Annotated in this window: 18 protein-coding genes; 11 read left to right on the top strand and 7 right to left on the bottom strand. The window is 66.2% G+C overall.

Annotation, left to right across the window (positions count from 1 at the left end; genetic code table 11):
• Window positions 1-93 precede the first annotated feature (93 nt).
• The 8 genes from LzC2_RS03870 (at window position 94) to LzC2_RS03835 (ending at window position 10015) form a co-directional block, all read left to right on the top strand.
• Window positions 94-639: a YfcE family phosphodiesterase gene (locus LzC2_RS03870; protein ID WP_171183964.1), complete on the top strand. Its 546-nt coding sequence runs from the start codon at window positions 94-96 to the stop codon at window positions 637-639.
• A gap of 148 nt (window positions 640-787) precedes the next feature.
• Entirely contained in the window at window positions 788-2011 is a 1224-nt protein-coding gene (locus LzC2_RS03865) for a M28 family peptidase (RefSeq protein WP_171183962.1), read from the top strand.
• Between the two features lie 63 nt (window positions 2012-2074).
• On the top strand, window positions 2075-3052 hold the full coding sequence (locus tag LzC2_RS03860) for a glucosyl-3-phosphoglycerate synthase (RefSeq protein WP_171183960.1): 978 nt from the start codon (window positions 2075-2077) through the stop codon (window positions 3050-3052).
• Between the two features lie 81 nt (window positions 3053-3133).
• Window positions 3134-4066, top strand: coding sequence for a guanyl-specific ribonuclease (locus tag LzC2_RS03855; protein ID WP_171183958.1), 933 nt, complete (start codon window positions 3134-3136; stop codon window positions 4064-4066).
• Between the two features lie 23 nt (window positions 4067-4089).
• Complete coding sequence (locus LzC2_RS03850; protein WP_206678546.1) at window positions 4090-5910, top strand: barstar family protein; 1821 nt, start codon at window positions 4090-4092, stop codon at window positions 5908-5910.
• Between the two features lie 30 nt (window positions 5911-5940).
• Window positions 5941-6837 carry an HAD family hydrolase gene (locus LzC2_RS03845; RefSeq protein WP_171183953.1) on the top strand — a complete coding sequence of 299 codons (897 nt, stop codon included), beginning with the start codon at window positions 5941-5943 and terminating at the stop codon, window positions 6835-6837.
• An 85-nt stretch (window positions 6838-6922) separates the two neighbouring features.
• Entirely contained in the window at window positions 6923-8191 is a 1269-nt protein-coding gene (locus tag LzC2_RS03840) for a glycosyltransferase family 4 protein (protein WP_171183951.1), read from the top strand.
• Window positions 8192-8290: 99 nt separating this feature from the next.
• Complete coding sequence (locus LzC2_RS03835; protein ID WP_171183948.1) at window positions 8291-10015, top strand: alpha-amylase family glycosyl hydrolase; 1725 nt, start codon at window positions 8291-8293, stop codon at window positions 10013-10015.
• 85 nt (window positions 10016-10100) lie between these two features.
• Here the strand turns inward: LzC2_RS03835 and LzC2_RS03830 are convergent, their stop codons facing one another.
• Window positions 10101-10931: a 3-keto-disaccharide hydrolase gene (locus LzC2_RS03830; RefSeq protein WP_171183946.1), complete on the bottom strand. Its 831-nt coding sequence runs from the start codon at window positions 10929-10931 to the stop codon at window positions 10101-10103.
• Between the two features lie 94 nt (window positions 10932-11025).
• Between LzC2_RS03830 and LzC2_RS03825 the strand changes: the two genes are divergently transcribed.
• Window positions 11026-12486 (top strand): aldehyde dehydrogenase family protein, encoded by a 1461-nt coding sequence (locus LzC2_RS03825; RefSeq protein ID WP_171183944.1) that lies wholly within the window; start codon window positions 11026-11028, stop codon window positions 12484-12486.
• Window positions 12487-12535: 49 nt separating this feature from the next.
• Here the strand turns inward: LzC2_RS03825 and LzC2_RS03820 are convergent, their stop codons facing one another.
• Together LzC2_RS03820 and LzC2_RS03815 are read right to left on the bottom strand one after the other, a co-directional pair.
• Window positions 12536-13834 carry an outer membrane protein assembly factor BamB family protein gene (locus LzC2_RS03820; protein ID WP_171183942.1) on the bottom strand — a complete coding sequence of 433 codons (1299 nt, stop codon included), beginning with the start codon at window positions 13832-13834 and terminating at the stop codon, window positions 12536-12538.
• A 19-nt stretch (window positions 13835-13853) separates the two neighbouring features.
• Complete coding sequence (locus LzC2_RS03815; protein ID WP_171183940.1) at window positions 13854-14708, bottom strand: formyltetrahydrofolate deformylase; 855 nt, start codon at window positions 14706-14708, stop codon at window positions 13854-13856.
• Window positions 14709-14800: 92 nt separating this feature from the next.
• Between LzC2_RS03815 and LzC2_RS03810 the strand changes: the two genes are divergently transcribed.
• Both LzC2_RS03810 and LzC2_RS03805 read left to right on the top strand, forming a co-directional pair.
• On the top strand, window positions 14801-15328 hold the full coding sequence (locus tag LzC2_RS03810) for an HIT family protein (protein ID WP_171183938.1): 528 nt from the start codon (window positions 14801-14803) through the stop codon (window positions 15326-15328).
• A 254-nt stretch (window positions 15329-15582) separates the two neighbouring features.
• Window positions 15583-16593: a PIN/TRAM domain-containing protein gene (locus tag LzC2_RS03805; RefSeq protein ID WP_171183937.1), complete on the top strand. Its 1011-nt coding sequence runs from the start codon at window positions 15583-15585 to the stop codon at window positions 16591-16593.
• 113 nt (window positions 16594-16706) lie between these two features.
• On the opposite strand, the gene argS is transcribed toward LzC2_RS03805, so the two are convergent.
• The 4 genes from argS to LzC2_RS03785 form a co-directional block, all read right to left on the bottom strand.
• Window positions 16707-18698, bottom strand: coding sequence for an arginine--tRNA ligase (gene argS, locus LzC2_RS03800; RefSeq protein ID WP_171183935.1), 1992 nt, complete (start codon window positions 18696-18698; stop codon window positions 16707-16709).
• Window positions 18699-18754: 56 nt separating this feature from the next.
• Window positions 18755-19300 (bottom strand): ribosome silencing factor, encoded by a 546-nt coding sequence (gene rsfS / locus LzC2_RS03795; RefSeq protein ID WP_171183933.1) that lies wholly within the window; start codon window positions 19298-19300, stop codon window positions 18755-18757.
• A gap of 176 nt (window positions 19301-19476) precedes the next feature.
• Window positions 19477-20913, bottom strand: a complete 1437-nt coding sequence (locus LzC2_RS03790) for a hypothetical protein (protein ID WP_171183932.1) — start codon at window positions 20911-20913, stop codon at window positions 19477-19479.
• A 120-nt stretch (window positions 20914-21033) separates the two neighbouring features.
• Complete coding sequence (locus tag LzC2_RS03785) at window positions 21034-22785, bottom strand: ABC transporter permease (protein ID WP_171183930.1); 1752 nt, start codon at window positions 22783-22785, stop codon at window positions 21034-21036.
• Window positions 22786-22865: the final 80 nt, after the last annotated feature.

Here is a 22865-nt window from a genome sequence, read left to right as displayed (position 1 = left end):
CACGCATTCCGCTACAGTGCCGGCTCAGACGCCCCGCCGGCAACCGGCTGCGCGTCCTTCCGCCCTCCGCCTCCCCCATTCCGCCTTTCAACTGTGCTGGTCGGAGTCTTCGCCGACGCCCACGATCACGCGGACAACGTTCGTCGGGCCGTGCGCTTCTTCAATGAATCCGGCGTGGGGCTGGTGCTGTTCGCGGGGGATCTGGTCAGTCCGCTGGTGGTGCCGCCTCTACGCAAGCTGCACTGCCCGCTGGTCGCCTGCTGGGGGGACAACGACGGCAACCGCGTCGGGATCGAGGGTGGAATGCGAATCGTCGGCCCCGTCGGCGAGCCGCCGCTCTGCGTGACGGCGCCGGACGGCACCCGATTTCTGCTCTGCCATCAACTGAGCGAAGTCCGCGAGCACCTGCGTGAGGCTCTGCCGCCGGAGGAGGGGGGGCCGCAGGTCGTCGTCTACGCCCACACGCATCGGCACGCCGTGGCGAAGGACGCCGCGGGCCGGTTGATGGTGAACCCCGGCGAGTGCGGCGGCTGGGTCAGCCGCACCCCCAGCGTCGCGGTCGTGGAAACGGTCTCGCTGGAAGCGAAGATCATCCCGCTGCCGCAGATGGGACCGGCGGTGGTGATCGAGCCGGTGTAACCCGCTTCGCCGCGATGGAAGCCGCGCCTCCCGAGTTCGCGTCGGGCGCCTGCGTCGCCGCTCGCACGCCTCGCGGGTACGATCAGTCCCACATCGACACGTCCCCGGACTGAAGCGACCTATGAGAGCGGCGAGCGCCAAACCGGGGGTGTACCCCGTCACCGGCACGGTGGAGGACGGCTCGAACGGCAGTCATGCGACGCCGGCGGGGTCGGCGCCCGTCGGGCTGCTGGCGGACCTGCCGGCCCAGTTGGCTCCGATGCGGGAGGAGATGCTGGCGAATCTGGTGATGATCGGCCAGACGCCCGCTCCCACCGGCGGCGAGGAGCGTCGCGTGCAGTACATCATGGACCGCTTCGCCGAGAGCGGCCTGCCCGACGCCGGCGCCGACGAAGCCGGCAACGCGGTCGGCTTCCTCCCGGGCAAAGTCGGCGATCGCACCGTGTTGCTGGTCGCCCATCTGGACACGATCGTCCCCGCCAGCATCGACCATAACGCTACGGTGCTGGCCGACCGCATCGAGGGACCGGGCATCTCCGACAACTCCCTCGGCGCCGCGGCGCTGACGATGCTGCCCACGGTGCTGCAGAAACTGGGCATCGAATTAAACTGCAACCTGCAGTTGCTCGGCAGCGTGAAGAGCCTCGATCGCGGCGACCACGCCGGCTTGAAGTTCTTTCTCGATCACGCGACTCGTCCCTACGACTTCGGCGTCTGCGTCGAAGGCGTCGCGCTGGGCCGATTGAATTATTTCAGCATCGGCACGATCCGGGGGGATATCTCCTGTCGGGTGCGGCCGGTCGAGAGCCGGTCGTACGGTTCCGAGAGCGCGATCGTCGTCCTCAATTACATCATCAACCGTATCCTCGCGATCGAAACGCCGACGCGGCCGTTCACGAAGATTCGCATCGCCCGCGTCCGGGCCGGGAAGAGTTACGACGTCGACCCGGACAAGGCGACGCTGGGCTTTGAAATTAACAGCCACAGCGACGAAATGATCGGTCGCGTGCTGGAGCAGATCGAGGACATCGTCTCCGAGATGAGCGCCCGGCACGCCGTCGACGCCGATCTGGACGTCTTCTTCCGCCGAACCGCGGGCGGGCTGCGGTTCTCGCACCCCCTCATCCGCAGCTGCGTGCAGGTGATGGAAGGACTCGGCATCGAGCCGGATCAGGGCCACAGCCCCAGCGAATTGAGCGAGTTCATCGCCCGCGACATCCCCGCGGTGACGCTGGGCATCAGCGAGGGGTCCAAGCATCACGACAAGATGGATTACGTGATGATCGAACCCGTGATGCGGGGCATCGCTCAACTCGTCGGTTTATTGCTGTCCCTCGATCGCGGCGACGCCGACTCCGCGGCCGCTTCCTGATTCTATTCCCTGTTAGTAACGCAGAGGCTTTGAAAAGCCTCTGCGTTATCTGAAAGACGCACGATGAACGCCGAGCAGTGGCTCAAGGAGCGGACCTATCATCACTCCGATTTCTGGGACCTCAAAAAGATGGTCGCGGAGAAGGAACGGCAGAACCTCAAGATCAGCCTCTGCCTGCCCACGCTGAACGAGGGCGCGACGATCGGCAAGGAAGTCGTCCTGTTGAAGTCGGCTTTGATGGACCAATATCCGCTGCTGGACGAGATCGCCGTCATCGACAGCGGGTCGACCGACGACACCCGCGAGATCGCCGCGAGTTTTGGGGCGGACGTTTACCTCGCCAGCGAGCATCTCACCGAAGCCGGCGACCGCCGCGGCAAGGGCGAGAACCTGTGGAAGGCCCTTTATCTGCTGGAGGGCGATATTATCTGTTACGTCGACAGCGACATCGCCAATATTCACCCCCGGTTCGTCTACGGGTTGCTCGGCCCGCTGATCGAAAACCCGGATATCCACTACGTCAAAGCGTTCTACGACCGTCCGCTGGCGTTCAGCCAGGGGATCCGCCCGACTGGCGGCGGGCGGGTCACGGAGATTCTCGTGCGGCCGCTGTTCAGCCTATTCTATCCAGAGCTGGCGGCGATCATTCAGCCGCTCTCGGGCGAATACGCCGGGCGTCGCGGCATCCTCGAAAAGATCCCGTTCCCCGTCGGCTACGGCGTCGAGACGGCGATGCTGCTGGATATCTATAAGGACATGGGGATGGACGCCTTCGCCCAGTGCGATCTCGACACCCGCGTCCACCGCAATCAAGAGACGATCGCGTTGGGACGGATGGCGTTCGGCATCTTGCGGACGTTTTTTAATCGCTTGAGCAGTCACGAACGCATTCATCTCAAGGGCGAGCTTGAGAAAATTATGCGGCAGCACCGGGTCGAGGACGGCCGGTTCGAGCAGGTGATTTATGAGATCGAAGAATTCGAGCGGCCGCCGATCACCACGTTGGAGAGCTACCGCGAGAAATTCGGCGGCGGAGCGTGACGCCGGCGAATCGCTAAACTGACCGGGCGCCAAGCTGAACGCTCGCCCGCACATGGACGCGACGCCGCACGGAGACCCCGCATGAGCCCGAACAAATCTGCCGCCTCGCCGGCCACGCTGGATGCGATCCGTCACCTCGCCCGCCTGGGCGTGCGGGGGTGGGTGTTGATCGCGTTGCTGCTGGGGGTGGTCTATCTCGCCGATCGATATCTCCTCGATTCGCCCACGCCGGCCGGACCGGGGGATACGTCGATCGTGGCGTCGTCCGTCGGCCCGGAGGAGCGGTTCGACCCGGACGAAACGTTCGGTGAGGACGTGGGGACTCCCTCTCTTCCGAGCAGCGACCCGGCGATGCCGCCGGCGACGGACGACTTCGGCCCCGATCCGCAGGCTTTGACGCGAGAAAGGACTGCGCCGACCGTTCCCGCCGCAGACTCGACGCCGGAGACCCCGCGTCGCACCTATGCGGTCGTCACCGTTTCGTTTCGCACGCGCGCCGGCGAGGCGACGGTCGATCTGGACCCCAACGCCGTGCTCACCCGCGTCGACGGGAACGGCCTCGTGCTCGCGGAACGGTTGCGGGGCGGGGAGACGCTGAAGACGAACTGCGTCGATGACGCCACGGTTCAAACGGCCGAAGCGACGCGCGTCGCGGACGTCCGCCGTCCGCCGCGGTGTACGCCGATCGTGGTCGATCCCTACGTCGAGAACGTCACCGTCGAGGACTTCGGTCAGCCCGTCCCCGCCGCCACGGAGGACGGCGTGCTGGACCTCTCCGCGACGCTCGAACGCATCGCGCTCGGCAAGAAGTTTCCGCATCACAACGACGGTTCGACCTTCGGCAATCGCGAGGGGCGTCTCCCTCGGCAGCCGAACGGGTACTACAAGGAATTTGTCCACCCGACGAAGGGCGTCAGCGGTCCCGGCCCGCAGCGGTTGGTGATCGGTCGGGGCGGCGACATCTGGTACACGCCGGACCACTACGACAGCTTCCGGGCCGTGGTGAAGCCGTGAGCGAGTCGGTCCGAATCGTGAACGTGCCCCCCGGCGATGGGACAAAGGCGGGTTTTCTGCGGTCGTTCGCCGAGGCGATCGATCTGCCGGGGCTGCACGCCTTGAATTGGGATGCGTTCGCGGACGCGTTTTCCGCATTCGTCGCGGACGCGGACCGGCCGCTGATCTTGCGTCACGACGCATTGCCCCGGCTGCGGGCCGAAGGCGATCTGGGCGTTTATGTGGACGTTCTCTCCGACGTGGCGAACCGATCTGATGGGCGATTAAAGATCGAATTTCCAGACGACGCGACGCCCCCCCCGGCCGATCGAACTCCGCCGGCGGCGGCGATCGCCCATTACCACCTGAACCGCGGCGGGGTGACCCGGGTGGTGGCGAATCATCTGTTGGCTCTCCGGGCGAACCAGATCAATCCGCCCTGGGCCGTGCTGCTCACGGGCGGTCGAGCCGAGGCGTGGGACGAACACGAACACACGCTGGAACACGAAGGCGTCCGCGCCCCCCGACCGGTCGTGGCGGGGCTGGACTACGACGATCTGAACCCCGGCGACGGTTCCCCGGAGCCGGACCGTCTGGCCGACCGCATCGAGACCGCCCTCGCGGACCATCAGGCGACGCGGGACGAGACCGTTCTGCACATCCACAACCACGCCCTCGGCAAGAACGTCTCGCTGCCGGGCGCCGTGGCGCTGCTGGCCGAACGCGGCTGGAAGTTATTGCTGCAACTGCACGACTTCGCGGAGGAGTTCCGCCCGGCGAATTATCTGCACCTCGTCGGGGCGCTGGGCGAAGACGCCGTGCTTTATCCGCAGGCGTCGCAGATTCATTACGCCGTCTTAAACGGCCGGGATCGGGGCGTGCTGCGATCGCTGGGCGTGCCGGAGGAGCGGCTGCACTTCCTGCCGAACCCCGTGGGCGACTTCCCCCCGCTGCCCGATCGGCAGGAGGCTCGCTCCGCCTTGCGGGCGACGCTGGGAGTCTGCGACGACGAGGGCTACCTCGTGTACCCCGTCCGCGGCATCCGGCGGAAGAACCTCGGCGAGACGATCCTGCTGACGATGGGGCACCCCGATCAGCGGGCCGGCGTGACGTTGATCCCCCGCAACCCGGCGGAGTTGGCCTATCACGACCGATGGAAGGCATTCGCGGAAGAACTCGATCTGCCGGTGCTGTTCGGGGTCGGGGAGGAGGACGGGCTGAGCTTTCACCAGAACCTCGCCGCCGCGGACGCGATCCTCACGACCAGCGTCGCGGAGGGCTTCGGAATGGTGTTCCTCGAAGCGTGGCTGGCCGGTCGCCCGTTGATGGGCCGCGACCTGCCGCACGTCACCGCCGATTTCAAAGCGGAAGGACTGGAGCTTCCCGGACTGTACGAAGCGTTGACGGTCCCGCTCGACTGGGCGATCGCGGAGGACGGAACCGGGTTTGAAGAGCGGTTCCGAGCCGGCTGCGAACGACTGCTTAAGGATTACCGCCGACCTTGGAACGAGTCGGCGTTCGCCGAGGCGCTGGCGGCGAAGACCGACGGGGGGCGGATCGACTTCGCGGACCTCGATGAAGAACTGCAATTCGCCGTGATTCGCCGCATCGCCGACGACCCCGCCGCCCGCGGGGAAGTGCGGAGCATCGAGACCGACCCCGGTCGCCCGACCGACGGCATCGTGCAGGCGAACGCGGCGGTGGTGCGAGACCGCTACAGCCTCGCCGGCAGCGGCGAACGTCTGCGAGCGGTCTACGACGCCGTCCTCGCCTCGCCCGTCGGCCCCGTGACCGGCCCGCCCCATCCGCGGGCGGCGCTGGACGCCTTCCTGGATCTCAAGACCTTCCGACTGATTCGTGGGTAGGGACTGCGAAGCAAATTCTATGAGGAACCAATGACTGACTTCGTCGCCCTGATCCGCGAGCGGTCCGCCCCTCTGGAGGCTCTGCCGACCGGAACCGAGCCCCGCGTCGCCGCGCTGGAGGGCGTGCGGGCCGTATTGTTCGACGTGTACGGGACGTTGGTGATCTCCGGCAGCGGCGACGTGGGCGTCAACGCCGCCGCGGGACGGGGCGACGCCTTCGTTTCCTCCCTCCAAGCCGTCGGATTGCCGGCGACCGTCGACGGGGAGATCGGGGTGGAGGCGTTGAACGCCGCGATCCGCGACGATCATGCCGCGAAGCGCGATCTCCGCATCGAATATCCCGAGGTCGACATCACCGAGATCTGGCGGAACGCGCTCGGCGTCCTTGGCGTCGAGCCGCCGGAGCGGAACGACCTCCTGCGGCTCACTATCGAGTACGAGTGTCGCGTGAATCCTACTTGGACCATGCCGCACGCTGCGGAGGTGGTGAAGGCGATCGCCGGCCGCGGCCTCCTGCTGGGCATCGTCTCGAACGCTCAGTGGTTCACGCCGTTGGTCGTCCGGGCGCACCTCGGGTTGAACATGGCCCGTGGATCCCTGTTTGCGGAGGACGTGATGGTTTGGAGTTACGAGTGCCGCCGGGCCAAACCGGGGACGTACCTCTACGAATGCGCCGCGGCGAAGCTGAAATCGCACGGCATCGAACCGCACGAGGTTCTGTACGTCGGCAACGATCTGCTGAACGATTGCACGCCGGCCCAGCAGATGGGTTTCCGCACCGCCCTGTTCGCCGGGGACGAGCGGAGTTTGCGGCTGCGGGAAGGGGACGAACGGGTCGCGAACACCCGCCCGACCGTCACCGTGACGGATCTGCGCCAGCTGCTCGACTGCCTGCCGGCCGTGGAAACCGCGGCCGATCACGGGTAGAAACGAGCACCCCGCCCGCCGACCGGCCGCCGCTCCCCGCACTCACTCAGGCGGCCGGTCCCCGCTCCACCCGCGAACGTCCCAGATGCCCGGCCGCCGGATCGGCTTCGTCTCCACCCGCTTCCACGGTACGGACGGCGTCAGCCTCGAAGCCGCCAAGTGGGCGCAAATCTTCTGGACCAACAAGGACGAATCCTTTTGGTTCAGCGGGAAAAGCGACCGCGACCCCGCGATCAGCAGCGTGATTCCGGAGGCCTATTTCGGTCACCCGGAGATCGCCGCGATCAACGAGGAGGTCTTCGGCTGCGTCACCCGCTCGCCGAAAATCACCCGCCGCATTCAAGAGTTGGCGGATCACCTCAAAGGAGGGATCGCGGAGTTCGTCCGGCATTTTGAGATCGACGTGCTCGTCGCTCAAAACTGCCTGTGCATCCCGATGAACATTCCGTTGGGGGTCGCCCTCACGCAGTACATCGCGGAGACGAACTTCCCCACGATCGCTCACCACCACGATTTCTATTGGGAGCGGGATCGCTTCATGGTGAACGCGGTCGGCGACTATCTGGAGCAGGCCTTCCCCCCGAACCTGCCGAGCATCCAGCACGTTACGATCAATACCGCCGGCCAGCAGGATCTGGCCTGGCGGACCGGGTGCAGTTCGATCCTCGTGCCGAACGTGTTGAACTTCGAGGAGCCGCCGGAAACCTGCGACCTGTATAGTTCTGACTTTCGCAGCGAGATCGGCGTCGCCCCGGACGATATTTTAATCCTGCAACCGACGCGCGTGGTTCCGCGGAAGGGGATCGAGCACGCCATCAATCTCGTCGCTCAACTCCGCGATCCCCGGTGCAAGCTGGTGATTACTCACGAGAGCGGCGACGAAGGTAACGAGTATCAACACGCCCTCGCCGAGATGGCGGAGCATCAAGGGGTGGACCTGCGGTTCGTCGCCGCCCGCGTCGGCGAAACGCGGCACAGCGACGCGGAGGGCCGCAAGATTTATTCCCTCTGGGACACTTACCCGCACGCGGATTTCATCACCTATCCGTCACTGTACGAGGGCTTCGGCAACGCGCTGCTGGAAGCGTTCTACTTTAAGAAGCCGGTGCTGGTGAATCGTTACAGTATCTTCCGGCAGGATATCGAAACGAAGGGTTTCGAGGTCGTGACGATGGACGGCTATCTCACCAAAGACGTGACGGACGGCGTCCGCCGGGTGATCGACGACGTCCCGTATCGGGATGCGATGGTCGAGCACAATTATCACCTCGCTCTGCGGTTCTTCGGGTATACGGTGCTGCGTCGGAAACTGCGGAGCCTGGTGGCGAACCTCACCGGCGACGACGAGCTCTAGCGATCCGGCGCCCCCTCGTGAGCCCGAAGCGCAAGCGAGGAGCGGACCCCGAGACCCTCGCTTGCGCTTCGGGCTCACCACTCTGACAGGAAGCTGCCCATGCCCCTCCCCGACGCCGTCCGCGAGTCCCTCACCGCGAAGCTCGCCACGCTGTACGGCGATCGGGCCGACGAAGCGTTGACCGGCATCGAAGCCATCGCGGACCGCTACGATCTGCCGGCGAAGGGGGAGGACCTGTGGGACGAGACCGATGCGGTGCTCATCACCTACGGCGATATGGTTCGCCCGGGGGACGGCGAGGGGCACGCGCTGCCGGCTCAAACCCAATGGTTGTTGGACAACGGGTTGAAAGGCGCCCTCAGCGGCGTGCATTTGCTGCCGCACTTTCCGTACAGCAGCGACGACGGGTTCAGCGTGATCGATTATCGCGCCGTCGATCCCGACGTCGGCGACTGGGAGGACGTCGAGGCCATGGGCGAGCACTTCGACCTCGCCTTCGACTATGTATTGAACCATTGCTCCGCGGAGAACGAGTGGTTCCAGGCATTTCTTCGGAATGAAGAGCCGTATCGCGACTGGTTCATCATCGAAGACCCCGACGACCCGCGGCTTAAGGACGTCACCCGGCCCCGCACGCACCCGCTGCTCACTCCGTTCAAGACCGCAGACGGCACGAAGCACGTCTGGACGACCTTCAGCGCCGACCAGATCGATCTGAACTTCGCCGAGCCGGCGCTGCTGGTCGAAATGCTCGACGTGCTGGTCGGCTACGCCGCGAGGGGCGCCCGGATCCTGCGGATGGACGCGATCGCCTATTTATGGAAGCGGCTTGGGACCAACTGCATCCACCTGCCGGAGACGCATACCGCGCTGAAGGTGATGCGGGACGTGCTCGACGCCGTCGCTCCCGGAACGCTGATCCTCTCCGAGACCAACGTCCCGCACGCGGAAAACATCTCGTATTTCGGCGGCGGGGACGAGGCGCACCTTGTTTATAACTTCAGTCTGCCTCCGCTGCTGCTCGACGCGTTGACGACCGGCGACGGGCAGTATCTCAACGCTTGGCTGCACGATCTGTCGGAACCGGGCACGGGGATGACGTATTTTAATTTCACCGCCAGCCATGACGGCGTCGGCGTGCGGCCGCTGGAGGGATTGGCGCCGCCGGAGCGGTTGGAGGGACTCGTCGCCGCGGTCGAAGCGCGGGGCGGACAGGTCAGCCGCCGGGCGAACGCCGACGGCAGCAAGACTCCTTACGAACTCAACTGCACGTACTTCAGCGCGCTCGGCGATCCGAACGCCTCGGAGACGCCGGAGGCCCGCGACGCCCACGTCCGCCGGTTCCTTTCCTCGCAAGCGGTGATGCTGGCGTTGAAAGGCATCCCCGGCATCTACTTCCACAGCCTCGTGGGCACGCCGAACTGGTCTGAAGGCGTCGAGGAGACCGGCCGGGCGAGAACGATCAATCGCCGCAAATTCACCTGGGCGGAGCTGGACGCACACCTCTCCGGAGCCGCCGCGGCCGCGGTCTTCGAACAATACAAGTCGTTGTTGGACGTACGACGTGCGCAAACCGCCTTCCACCCGGAGGCGCCGCAGGCGGTCTTGGATCTCGGCCCGAGCCTCGTCGCTTTCGCCCGGACGGCGCCCGAGGGGGAGGAACGGATCGCCTGCCTGACGAACCTCACCGGCGGCCCGGTCACCGCGGATCTGTCGGCCCTCTCCGGTTGGCGTGGCGGCGAGGATTTGATCGCCGGCGGGGCCTGCGGCGAGCGGATCGAACTCGGCCCGTGGCAGACCGTGTGGGCGAAAGAAACGGCGTAGGCGCTCGTTCGTAGCGGCAGGCTGAAGCCTGCCTCGTGCGGCGTCGAGTATTGCCGTCCGCAAGGGGCGCCCTGAAGGGATGCCGCTACGAACCGAGTTCCTCGATCGTCACGCCGCGGAACTCGACCGGGAAGCCTTCGGCCTGAAAGCCGATCCGGCCGCGGGTGAGGTCCGTCGGTTCGCTCGTCGTCACCTCCGTACCGTTGAGCATGACCGTCAAGGCGCCGCCGGAGCTGACGACCTCCACGCGGTTCCACTCGCCGGGCGGCTTGCGGGCGGCGTCGCGGGCGGCTTCGTCGGTCGTTGCATTCACGGTCACGTCGCGGGCGTTCGATTTGACGTTCGCCGTCTCGGTCCATTTGCCCTGCACTTCGAGGCACCGCGGCCAGACTTTGTCGGTTTCGTCGATGAACAGCAGGCAGCCGGTGTTGCAGTTCGGTCGGTCGGCTTCGTCCATCTCCGCGGCGTTCGGGAAGCGGTACTCGTAAGTCACGGTGAAGTCGAGGCCGTACTCCTCCGTCGAGGCGAAGTAGCCGCGACCGTCGAGCACCACGCCCTCGTCGGTTGGGTTGAAGGTGATCGGCCCGTCGGCGGGGAACAGGGCGAAGTCCTCCAACGCCTCGGGGAGCGGTTTGAACGACGGCATGCCGTCCGGCAGGTTCGACGTCCCGCCGACTTCATTGATGATCTCCGCATCTTCCGGCGGCCCCGGCGCCTCCGCCTTGTCGCAGCCGTTCAGCAGGGTGATCAGCCCCGCCGCGGCGAGGGCCAGCCCGCTGTAGACGAACCGACGGATGATCCGCCCCCGACGATCGACCGCGATGTCGTCGCCTACGTGCGCGAGCGGGTCGTCGAGGAAACCGTGCGGGGCGTCGGCGTCTCCGTGAGGATCGTGACGGTCGTTGGGCGCGTACATCGGGGGACGTGATTGCGACTCGGAGCGAACGCCGCCACGATACCCGCTCGCCTCGCACCCCGCACCGCGGTTTTCCCGCCGAAAGGTCTACTCCATGTCGTTGTTCTCCGGCTCCAAGGACTACCAGTTTTACGCCGCAGGCCGTTGGCAGGACGGCGATACGAAGATCGAGGTGCTCAATCCCTCGGACGAATCGGTCCTCGCCACCACCCCGGACGCCACTGCCGAACAGTGCACCGAGGCGTTGGAATTCGCCAAGACCGCCCAGAAGGCCTGGGGCCGCCTGACCGGCGTCGAGCGCGGAAACGCTCTCCGCAAATGGGCCGATCTGGTCGATGCGAACAAGGAGAAGTTCGCCCAACTGCTGGCGAAAGAGGTCGGCAAGCCGATCCGCGAGGCTCGCGGCGAGATCGACTTCGGCAACAGCTGGCTGCGGTACTACGCCGGTTTCGATCGGCACATCGACGGCGAGATCCTCTCCGCCGACCAGCCGAATGAACAACTGTGGCTCGTGCCGCAGCCGGCCGGCGTCGCCGTGGGCGTGATCGCCTGGAACTTCCCGTACGCCGTCGCCTGTCGGAAGATCGCCCCGGCGCTGATCGCCGGTTGCGCGATCGTGTTGAAGCCGCACGAAGACACCCCGCTGACGGCCCTCGAACTGGCCAAGCTGGCCGAGGAAGCCGGCGTGCCGCCGGGCATCGTCAGCATCGTGACCGGCCGCGGCGCCACCGCCGGCGCCGCCCTCACCAGCAGCCCGCTGGCGGACGTGATCTCCTTCACCGGCAGCGTCGCGACCGGCAAGGCGATCGCCAAAGCCGCCGCGGAGAACGTCACGTTCGCCTCGTTGGAACTCGGCGGGAAGGCGCCGTTCCTAGTGCTGAACGATGCGGACGTCGATGAGGCGGTCGACATCGCCGTCTTCAGCCGGTTCCTGAACTGCGGACAAATCTGCACCGCCAACGAACGCACCTACGTTCAGCGGGGCGTGTACGAGCAGTTCCTCGACAAATACGTCGCCAAGGTGGAGGGGTTGTCCGTCGGCGATCCGCTGAACGAGGACATGTACCTCGGCCCGAAGGTCAACAAGACCGAACTGGAGAAGGTCGACCGGATGGTCAAAGCCGCGGTCGCCGCGGGCGCCACGACGCTGACCGGCGGCGGGCTGTTCGAGCGGGAAGGCGCCTACGAGAAGGGCTACTGGTACAAGCCGACGGTCGTGACCGGCGTCGACAACAGCAGCCCGCTGATGCGGGACGAAATCTTCGGCCCGGTCTCGCCGGTCGCGCCGTTCGACGACTTTGAAGAGGGCATTGCCCTGGCGAACGACACGAAGTTCGGTCTCGCCGGCTACCTCATCACGAACGATATGAACAAGATCATGCGGGCCGTCCGCGATCTGGAACTGGGCGAGCTGTATATCAACCGCGGCTGCGTGGAAAGCATCCACGGCTACCACACCGGCTGGAAGCAGAGCGGCGTCGGCGGCGACGACGGCAAGAAGGGCCTGGAGCACTACCTGCGGTACAAGAGCGTCTACCTCAAGTACCAGGGCTAATTCAGATCGTTTCGACGTCGTAACGCCGAGGCCCCGCGGGGCCTCGGCGTTACTTTTGCGCTGAGAGATCAAACGACCTGAGGACGTTCTCGTCCCGGGCGTACAGCACGCCATCGCTGTAGGCGGGCAGGGCGCGGGTCGTCGTATTGAAGAGCGATGCGTGACCGAGTTCGCGGTACCGCTTCGGGTCGGAGGAGACGAGGACGAGTGCACCGTCAGTCTTTAAGATCAGGACTGAGCCGCCGGACACTGGTCTCGGCACGGCGATGAGCGTGCCGTGGCCGAAGTTCGGCTCGGTCCACAGGCGGCGATTTTCCGCGGGATTGAAGCAGACCAGATCGCTCTGTCCGACGTCTTGCCGCCCGTCGATGCCATAACAAGCTCCGCCAACTTTCACCGGCGTCGCGTAGTGGGCAGCGAGCACTTCGGAGTCCGCATAAACCCCGACGGCGCCTTGGTCCGTCACGTCCAGCAGCGTCGCCCCGACGTTGTAGCTCGCCGTGAGAAACAAGCTAGCAGGCGCCCGCCCAATGACGACCGGATTCGCTCCCACGGCCGTCGGGCCTCTTGCCCCAAACGGCGCTTCCCACTTCACCCGGCCGGTGTAGACATCGATGCCGTAGGTGGTGAGCCGAGTAGGGACGACGGCCTCCGCCCCCGTCCGACGCGGCAACAGCACCGGAGAGGCGTATGCCGCCTTCGCATCCGTCGCGGTCCAGCGAGTCTCGCCGGTCTTTAGATCGAACCCGACCACGCCAGCCCCGTCCCGGTCGCCGCCGACGACGCACAGCACGATGCCACCGTCCTCGCCGTCCGCCGATTCGACCGGCACGACCAGCGGCGTGCTGCCGAAGCCGAAGTAGCCGGCGTCGGCGCCGTAGTCGGCCGCGGCATCACGCTTCCACAGTTCGCTGCCGTCCGTCACGCTCACGCAACGCAGCACGCCCGCGGCGCCGAACGTGACGATCCGGCCGCCCAACAGCGGGGTGACGACGGGCACGCAGCGGGGGCCGTCGTCGGCAATGAACCCGCCGCCGTAGGTCGCCGGCGAGTCGCTCGCCCAGCGGGCTTCTCCGGTCGCGGCGTCGAGGGCTTCGAGCCGCTCGACCTCCTGCCCGTCGTCGGCCCTGACTCGGTGGAACAGGTAGACGGCGCCGTCCGCGACCGCCGGGCCGGCGAACCCATCACCGACCGGCTTCTCCCATTTGGGGGAGAGATCCGTGGGCAGCGCCGTCAGCGGCTGCTCATCGACGGCGACGCCGTTGCGGTTCGGGCCGAGGATCTGTGGCCAGTCTCCCGCGACGGCGGTGGAGGTGCCGAGGAGCAGCAGGGCGAGGGCGATTTTCATCCCGCCATCGTATCGCCTCTCACTTCACCGGGACGACGCGGTGGAATCGCAACGCGACTTCGCCGTCCAGCACGCGGCGGACGCCTTCGGTCAGCACGGCGGGTTCGTGTTGCCGTTCGCCCTGCTCCTTGATCTGAGCCAGCGGCGTGCCGGGCGGGACGGTGAAGGTGGCCTGATGAACGATCTGCTCGCCGGCGTCGAGTTCCGGCACGATGAAGTGCACCGTGGCGCCGTAGGTCAGCATGTGGCGGGCGTGGGCGTCCTCGTAGGGCCGGAAGCCCGGAAAGGGCGGCAGCAGACCGTGGTGCAGGTTGAGGATGCGTCCGCCGGCGTACTTCCAGCAGACCGCCGCGGGCAGCACCCGCATATATCGGGCGAGCAGCACGTAGTCGACCGCATGTTCGTCGAGCAACTGGATCAGCCGATCGTTGTCCGGGGCGCCGCGGTCGTCGCCGATGTCGAAGAACGGCACGCCGTGCTCCTCCGCGACGCGGCGACAGCTGGGGCGATTGCCGATCAGGCAGGTGACCTGCGCGTTCAATCGACCGTCGGCGACGGCGTCCATCACGGCGGTCGCCGGTTCGGACCGGTAGGTCGTGCAGATCGCCAGTCGCGGCGGATCGTGCTCGCCCGGCACCCAAACGCGAACGCTCAGCCCTTTCTCGGCGCCGATGCGTTCCAGATCAGCCCGCAGCGTCGCGGGATCGGCGTCGCGGTCCCACTCCGCCCGCACCAGCATCGCGAACAGATGCTCCGCGTCGCGGTCATACATCTGAATTTCGTGCAGGTTCGCCCCGGAGTCCGTCAGGTGATGGATGATCGGGTCGGCGAGTCCGCGGTTATCCGGTCCGACAGCGGTGACGACGGCGTGCATCTGGCTCTTTCTCGGCGCTCAAATCCCCAACGAAGCCGCAAGCGTACCAGCCGCCGCTTGCGGTTTCGCGGGAGCGCCGGGACAACGCGACCATGGACGAGCAAACCCGCACCCGCCTCTGGGCGCCCTGGCGACTGGACTACATCAAAGATCCGGAGCGGGCGAAGGCGCCGCAGACGGGGACGGGGTGCTTCCTGTGCGATCTCGCTGCGGATCCCGCGCAGGATGCGGAGCGATTGGTCGTCGCTCGCCGCGGCCCCGCCGTCGCGGTGTTGAATCGGTTCCCCTACAACAACGGGCACCTGCTGGTCGCTCCGCGGGAACATCGGGGCGACCTCACCGACCTCTCGCCGGAGCAGTCCGCCGCCTGTCAGTCGTTGCTGTCCGATCTGTGCGCCGTGCTGCGGGAGGTGTTGAACGCGCAGGGCTTCAACATCGGCTTGAACCTCGGAGCGGTCGCCGGAGCCGGGCTGCCGGGCCATCTCCACTGGCACCTCGTGCCGAGGTGGCCTGGCGACGGGAACTTCATGACGGTCACCGCGAACGCCAGCGTCATCCCGCAATCGCTCGGGACGCTGCGCGACCTGTTGAGGGATCATCCCCGGTTGGGGGATCCCTGATCCGCCATGCCGCCCCGGCTCGGTGTTCCCAGCCGCATTGAGCAAACCGTCGCATCGTGCGATCGAATCGCTCGATCGGAGCATGAGGCGCAGCGGATACAAAGCGATGATCCGTCCCTCCCGAGCCTTCGTTGCCGCTTTACGGCGCATGATGCCCCCTTAGAATCGAAGTTCTCCCCCGCGAGGGCAGGACGTTCATCGTCGCAGCCCGCCTTTCGTCTCTTCCGCCCACGGCGTTCCGCCGACCCTCCCCCATGTTGCTCACCGCGCTGCGGCTGCTGTACATCCTCGCCGCGAGCGGCGCAACGGCGGTGTTCGTCAATTCCCTCTCGGTCTCGGAGCCGGGACTGATGAACCAGCACCCGTTCGTGACCTGGCTGGTGGTCACGGTGCTGATGGCGTCGGTGGTGCTGATCGACTTGGTGATTCGCCGGAAGAGGATCGAGGACATCTCCGCGGTCTACTTCGGCGTGTTGGTCGGTTCGCTGTTGAGTTACCTGCTGCTCCAGGCGCTCTCCCCGTTCGTCGTGGACCTCGGGTGGCGCGGGCTGGTGGAAATTATCGTGCCTCTGGCGCTGGTCTATGTCAGCGTCTCGTTCCTGCTGCAAACGAAGGGCGAATATCGGTTTATTATTCCCTACGTCGAGTTTAGTCGGGAATTGAAAGGCGGTCGTCCGCTGGTGATCGACGACAGCGCCCTGATCGACGGACGCATCGCGGGACTGGCCGAAGCGGGCCTCGCGGACACGATGCTGGTCGTGCCGGACTTCGTGATCAACGCCGTGCAAACCGTCGCCGACAGCCCCGAAAAAACCCGCCGAGCCCGCGGGCGCCGGGGGTTGGACATGCTGCAGAAACTCCGCGATCTGCCCGGCAATCACGTGCGGGTGGAGGCCACCGGCGAGGAACTGACCGGCCAAGCCGCGGAGCATCGGTTGCTGACGATCGCCGACGAAATCGGCGGGCGCCTGGTCACGAACGACCAGAATCTCGCCCGGGCCGCCTCCGCCCGCGGGGTGGGCAGCGTGAACCTCAACGTCGTCGCCAACGCGCTCAAGCCCCGCCACCTACCAGGCGATCAATTCAGCCTGAAGATTCAGAAGCGCGGCGAAGCGCCCGGTCAGGGCGTGGGCTATCTGGACGACGGCACGATGGTCGTCTGCGAAGAGGCCGCCCCGAAGCAGGGCCACGAAGTGCTGGTCGAGGTCACCAGCGTTTTGCAGAACAACAGCGGCCGCATGATCTTCAGCAAGCTCGCGGTGTAGGACTCGCTTCGCTCGAAATTCCAAGAGACAAGAAATCAAGAACCAAAGACGGCGAGGGAGCCCGCGACGCCCCACATCTTGGTTCTTGAATTCTTGATCTTGGAGCTTCCGCCCTACATCCGATCGATCACGCGGATGCCCAACAATTCCAGCCCGGCGTGCATCACGCGGGCGGTGGTGTCCGCGAGGATCAGACGGCTTGACTTGAGGTCCTCGGTCTCTGCCTTGAGCAACGGACAGGCTTCATAGAACGCGCTGAACGCCTTCGCCGTGTCGAAGAGATAGTCCGTCAGCACGTTCGGCCGGTGATCGCGGGAGGCTTCGCGGACCGCTTCGGCGAAGCGGTTCAGCTGCAGCGCCATCGCCCGCTCCGCGGGGTCGGTCAGCAGCACTTCGCCGCCGTCGGCGACGAAGCGGTCCCGCAGCGCGTCGCGGTCCACGCCGCCCATGCGAAAGATGCCGCAGACCCGGGCGCGGGCGTATTGCATATAGGTTGCGGTGTTGCCGGTCGTGGACAACATCTTGTCCCAACTGAATTTGTAATCGCTCTCCCGATTATGGGCGAGGTCCGCGTATTTGATGCCGCCCAATCCGACCGCTTCAGCAATGTCCCCGCGTTCATTCGCGTCCAATTCGGGGCCATCCGGCTTGGAGTCGTCGTTTTCGGAAACGATGGCCAGCGCCCGCTCGACGGCTTCATCCAGCAGCGATTCCAGTCCGATCGTGTCCCCGCTGCGGGTTTTGAACGGCTTGCCGTCCTCGCCCAGCACCGTGCCGAAGGAGACGTGGCGGAAGTCGGTATCGTTGAAGCCCCAGCGCCGGGCCGTCGCGGCGACGTTGGCGAAATGGTCCCCCTGCCGGCTGTCGACGACGTACAGCATCGCGTCGGCGTTCAATTCCTCGACGTGATGTTTGACCGTGGCGAGGTCCGTGGTGCCGTAGAGGAACGCCCCGTCGGTCTTGCGAACGACGAACGGCCCCGGGACCGGCTTGCCGGCCGGGTCGACGTTGTCGCGGACGACGACGGCGCCGTCGGACTCTTCGGCGATGCCCTTCTCCAGCAACTCATCGACCACGCCGGCAAGCATCGGCTGGTAGAAGCTCTCGCCGTAGGTGGCGTCGTGCTGGATGCCGAGACGGTCGTAAATCGTTTGCAGGGCGGCGAGACAGGGCGGCAGGAACTCCTCCCACAGCCGGCGGTTCTCCGCATCGCCGGCGTGCAGCTTGGCGGTCTCCGCACGGGATTCGGCGGCGAGCGTCGGATGCGCCGCGGCGAGGGCGGCGAGGTCCGTGTCCGCCTCGACGGCGGCGATCTTCGCGTCCGCGGCGGCGAGGGCTTCCTCCGCCGTACCCGCCTCTTGCTTCAGCTTGGACAGAGCCTTTTTCGCCTTCTTATCGGCGGGCGGCGGAGCGTCCGCAACGGCTTGTCGTTTGGCCTCGACGACCTCCGTCAGCTTCGGCCGCTTCTTTTTCGCGGCGTGATAGTCGCTGAGCGTGTTCACCGTGCGATAGAGCCGCGCCAACTCCGTCACGGGATCGGCTTGATAGGCCGCGTCGTCGCGGAAGTTCTTATAGCCGTACAGGATCATCCCGAACTGGGTGCCCCAGTCGCCGAGGTGATTGTCGCCGATGACGTTGTGGCCCCGCAGACGTAGGATGCGGCAGACGGCGTCGCCAATCACGGTCGTTCGCAGGTGGCCGACGTGCATCGGCTTGGCGACGTTCGGGCTGGAGAAGTCGACGGTGATCGTCTGCGGGTTCTCCACGATCGGCACGCCCAGCCGCTCATCCGCGGCGAGCTTCGCCGTCTCCGCGGCGAGGACGTCGTCCCTCACCCGTAGGTTGATGAACCCGGGCCCGGCGACCTCGGGCTGGTCGAACAGGTCCGTCAGATCGGCGGCCGCGACGATCTCCGCGGCGAGATCGCGGGGCGGTTTCTTCGCCCGCTTGGCCAGCGGCATGGCGAAGTTCGCCTGGAAGTCCCCAAACTGGGCGTCCCTCGCCGGGCGGATCAGGTCCAGAAACGACTCAACGCTCTCGCCCTCCGGCAGATGCGGGGCGAGAGCGGGGGCGAAACGGGACCGGGCGGCGTCGAGAAAATCCATGCGGGCAGACTATCAAACGCCGCGCGATTCGCCCCTGCTCGGCCCTCCGCGGTCGCTTACTCCTCTTCGCCGGCGGAGCCGTCCGCGAACGACTCCGGTTCGTCCTGCGACTCCGCTTCCGGCGGCAGGCCGAGGGCGCTCCGCCAATCGACCTGTTCCGCATCGCCCCAGAGTCCTTCCAGGTCATACAGATCGCGGGATTCGTCCGTGAGGACGTGCAGGACGACGTCGCCGTAGTCCCGCAGGATCCACAGGCCGCCCTCGTCGCCTTCGCCGCCGAGCTTCGGGGCGCCGGACTTCTTCATCATCAGGTCGGTTTCCTCCGCCAGAGCCACCATCTGGCGCTTGCTGCTGCCGGTGGAGATGACGAAGTAGTCGAACACCGGCGTGACCTTGGTGAGGTCCAGCACCTTCGTGTCGCGACCGCGGAACTTCACGCACAACTCCGCCAGCTTCAGGGCGGTCGGGCGACCGCGTTCGCTGCGGGGCCCGGCGTCCGGGGCGGGGTCGCGCGGCTGCGGCTCGCCGGATCGTTCGTCCGCTTCGGTCGAGTCGGCCTCGGACGAGGACGGGGCGGGCGGCGGCGGGAGCGTACTCGGCATCGGCAGGGTGTGCGGGGGGAACGACGAGCGTCGGACGAACCAGTATCACCGCCGACCCGTCCGACCGCCACCGGCAGAGACACCCCCGGCCGCCTCCGCGTTCGCCCCGCCCGTGCTTTTGCACGGGCTATGCCGATCAAAACGCCGACGATCCAAACGTCCCAACCGCGAATCGATTAGCCGCGGATAATGTTGTTGCGGCGTTCGTACTCGAATTCATCGATCGATTGCTCCCGGACGCTGGGGTCGGAGCCGTTCCACAACTCGTAGAGGGGGGCGTCCTCGGGCAGCTCCGTCGCGCCGGTGGTGAATCGCAGTGCTTCTCGCAGGTAGACGAGGTCCACCATGCGCTCGGAGAGGCCCAGCGTGTCCTGCGTGCCGAGGGGGCTCTCGTTGAGCACCTTCTCCCACAGCTCGAGCCCGCGACGCAGCTTGTCGGCGGCGATCTTCTGGGCGCCGGGCTCGTCGCTGACGAACGCCTGCTTGCCCTCATAGACCAGACGACGGGCGTCGACGGTGTCCTGCAGCCCTTCCAGCTCGGCTTTCGCTTTCCAGAAGTCGTAGTTCAGCGACTCCCGCTTGCGACTGATCTCCGCGACGATCTCCCGCGGGTCGATGCGGCGTTCGATGCCGTACGCTTCGAGGCGGGCGTTGACCTCGTCGGTCATCTGCTGGATGTCGTCGGCGTCGGCTTCCACGAAGACCGTGCCGCCGATGTAGGAGGGCAACCGCTTCTTGCCGAGACCTTCGACCCAGTCGCGGCGGGCGTCGGCCCAGGCGGCGGGGGCGTCGGCGAACTCGCCGGCTTCCTCGATGGCCTCCGCGTATTGCCGCTGCGCCTCGGCGGGTTTGGAGGCGAACAGCTCCGGAATCATCTGGGTTTGACGGGGGAACTTCGGGTTGTCGTTCGCCTCGACGCTGTACTGATACCACGCCCGGCTGGCGAGGTAATGATGCCGGAAGCTGCCGTCGTAGTTCGGGGCGCGATTGAACTTCGGATCGGTCTGGCCGCCGAAGCTCTCGACGTCGGGATCCTCGTTCCAATAGCGGCGGTAATAGTTCTTCTCGTCGGCGTTGCCGATCTTCTGGCCGAGGATCTGGCCGACCTTGTATCGCAGGTCGGGGCTTTGGTTGTTCCGGTCGACGCCGTCCATGACGAACTTCGTGCCCTCCTTCACCCAGTACCAGCGGTCCGGTACGCCGTCCCACTCCGCGGCGACGTTGTAGGCAAGATTCCAACCCTGGAAGTCCCAGACCTTCTCGTAGTGCGGCTGGAGCAGGGTGATGCTGTCCACATCGCTGCGGAGTCTGGCCCAGTCCTTCTTCTCCTTGGCGTCCATCGCGTCCTGCCAGAGCACGTTGGTCGCCACGCCCCGCAGGCCGAACAGCACGAGGTTCATCGTGCTGCTGGAGGGGTCGACGTTGCCCAGACTCGCTTCGCCCAGCGTGAAGTCGTCCCGCTTCTGCGAGAGCTTCCCGCCGGCGTCGTCGCCTTCGGCCCGGTCGGCGCTCGCCACGGAGGCGGGGCGACCGAGGTAGATGATCGGGATCGACAGGAACAGCAGGGCCACCGCGTAGGTGATCTTGCGCTGCCGGGGGGTGAACTCGTTCATCGGAGCGACGGGCGAGGCGTCGGGGGAGTAACGGAAGGGGGCCGCGAACAGAACGACGGGCCGAACGGTCTTACGCTGGGCGGGGGCGAAGCGTGGGGCGGCGGATCAGGCGAGTGACGATCATTTCGCTTCCAACTCCCGCGACCGCAGGCTGAGCGTGCCGATGATGTAGCAGGGGACGAGGAAGCCCAGGGTGACCAGCGCCGCCCAGCCGAGATCGCTGGTCGGGATGGCGAAGCCTTCCGCTGTGCGGGCGGCGGTGTCGAAGGCGCTGAAGTCCGGGATGACGTTGGACAGGGCCCACATCACGAACAGCACGCCCTGATCGAGCGTCTGGATGACGTCCGTGGCGAGGCCCTCTTCCATGCGTTTGACGGTGTTCATGTGCGTGAGGATGCGATACGCCGCCTCGATCGGCCCGCCCTGGTCGTTGCCGTTGAGGTTCGTCGGATCGAACACGCCGGTGACGAGGCTGTCCATCAGGGCGTGCGCCCGCTGGCCGACGATCAGCAGCGTGAACACCAGCAGCGTGGCGACCGGCCCTTTGACGAACGTGCCCGCCGTGACGCCCAACGCCACCAGCAGCAGCATCTTCAACCACAGCGCGACGACGCTGCCGAGGTAGCTCAGCTCGAACGGCCCGTCCGGCGGGCGAATGAACAGGTCGGCCTTGCCCATGCCGAGCAACTGCTGCGGGTCCAGAGACCGCACTTCGACCGTCAGCGTGCCCTCGTCCGTGACGAGATCTTCCAACAGGTTGTAGTTCGCCAGTTCGCCGGTCTCGGGATCGCGGGAGGCGAACTCGACCGGCAGGTTGTGGACGTTGCCGTCGAACTCCTGCAGTTCGATCAGGCTGGGATCCGGGACGCGCAGCTCGCCGTTGACGTAGGTGAACTGGATCAACAGGCCCCGGTTCATGTTGCCTTTGATCGTGCGGAAGCCTTCGAAGTCGCTTTCGAACTGCAGGACGCGGCCCTCGGTCTCCTCGCCCGTGACGGTGTCCTTGAGCGTGACATCGCGGAGCACGTCTTCGTCGACGCCTTCGAAGGTGTACGCGGCGTACATCTTGGAGGCGCCGTCGACGTAGCCACGGTATTCCCAGATGTTGCCGACGTTCAAGCCTTTCTCCGTCGGTTGGCCGTCGCGGTCGTAGAACTGCAAGCCGCGCTGCACCAGGACGGGCTCGTCGAGGACGCGCTCGTTCCCTTCGCGGTCGACGAACTCGGTCTCGTAGCGGTCGTCCATCGCGAACACGGGGCGACGGGCGACCAGCGCCTCCTCCACCCCCTGTCCGCTGGCCTGGCGGGCGATCCAGACGTAGCCGACCAGCCCCATCACGCTGAGGATCACCGTGCCGATCGCGGAGTACCCCAGCATGCGCCCCAGGACGACTTCGCTACGGCGGGCCGGCTTGGTGACGACGGTGTGCAGACTGCGGCGGCGGATGTCCTCCGGAATGCCCCAGCAGGAGAGCAGCAGCATCACCAGCAGGGTGAGCCAGCCGATGACCGTCAGCACGAAGCTGACGTAGACCTTCACCTGATCCGCGGGGCGATCGCCGGAGTTCGAGAGGAACCACCCCGCGAACATAAACAGCACCGCGAACAGCGCGAACACGTACAAAGCCCGACGCCGCAGCGCTTCCCGCCACGTGAGCTGAGCGATCGCCCAGATGTGCTTCGGGGAGACCATCACGAGGTCTCTCGCGCCGGCGGCCAGTCCGCCGAAGAACGCTTTCGCTCCGACCGTCCCCCGGGCGATCACCGCGGCGATGAACGCCAGCGTCAGCACGATCAGGGCCAACGACCCGAACACCGTCACCCAGGTGAGGACGGAGGAGAGCGGCTCGAAGTCGCGGGGAGTCAGGTCCATGGGGGCGACGCGGACGTCAAAGAGGAGTGCGAGCGAGGGGCGTGGGGGCGGCCGCGTCGCCCCCATGGACCTGACTCCCC

The sequence above is a fragment of the Alienimonas chondri genome, assembly GCF_013036045.1.
GTDB lineage: Bacteria > Planctomycetota > Planctomycetia > Planctomycetales > Planctomycetaceae > Alienimonas > Alienimonas chondri.
The sequence above is the reverse complement of the archived record's forward strand: the minus strand, read 5'-3'. Positions and strand labels throughout refer to the sequence as shown.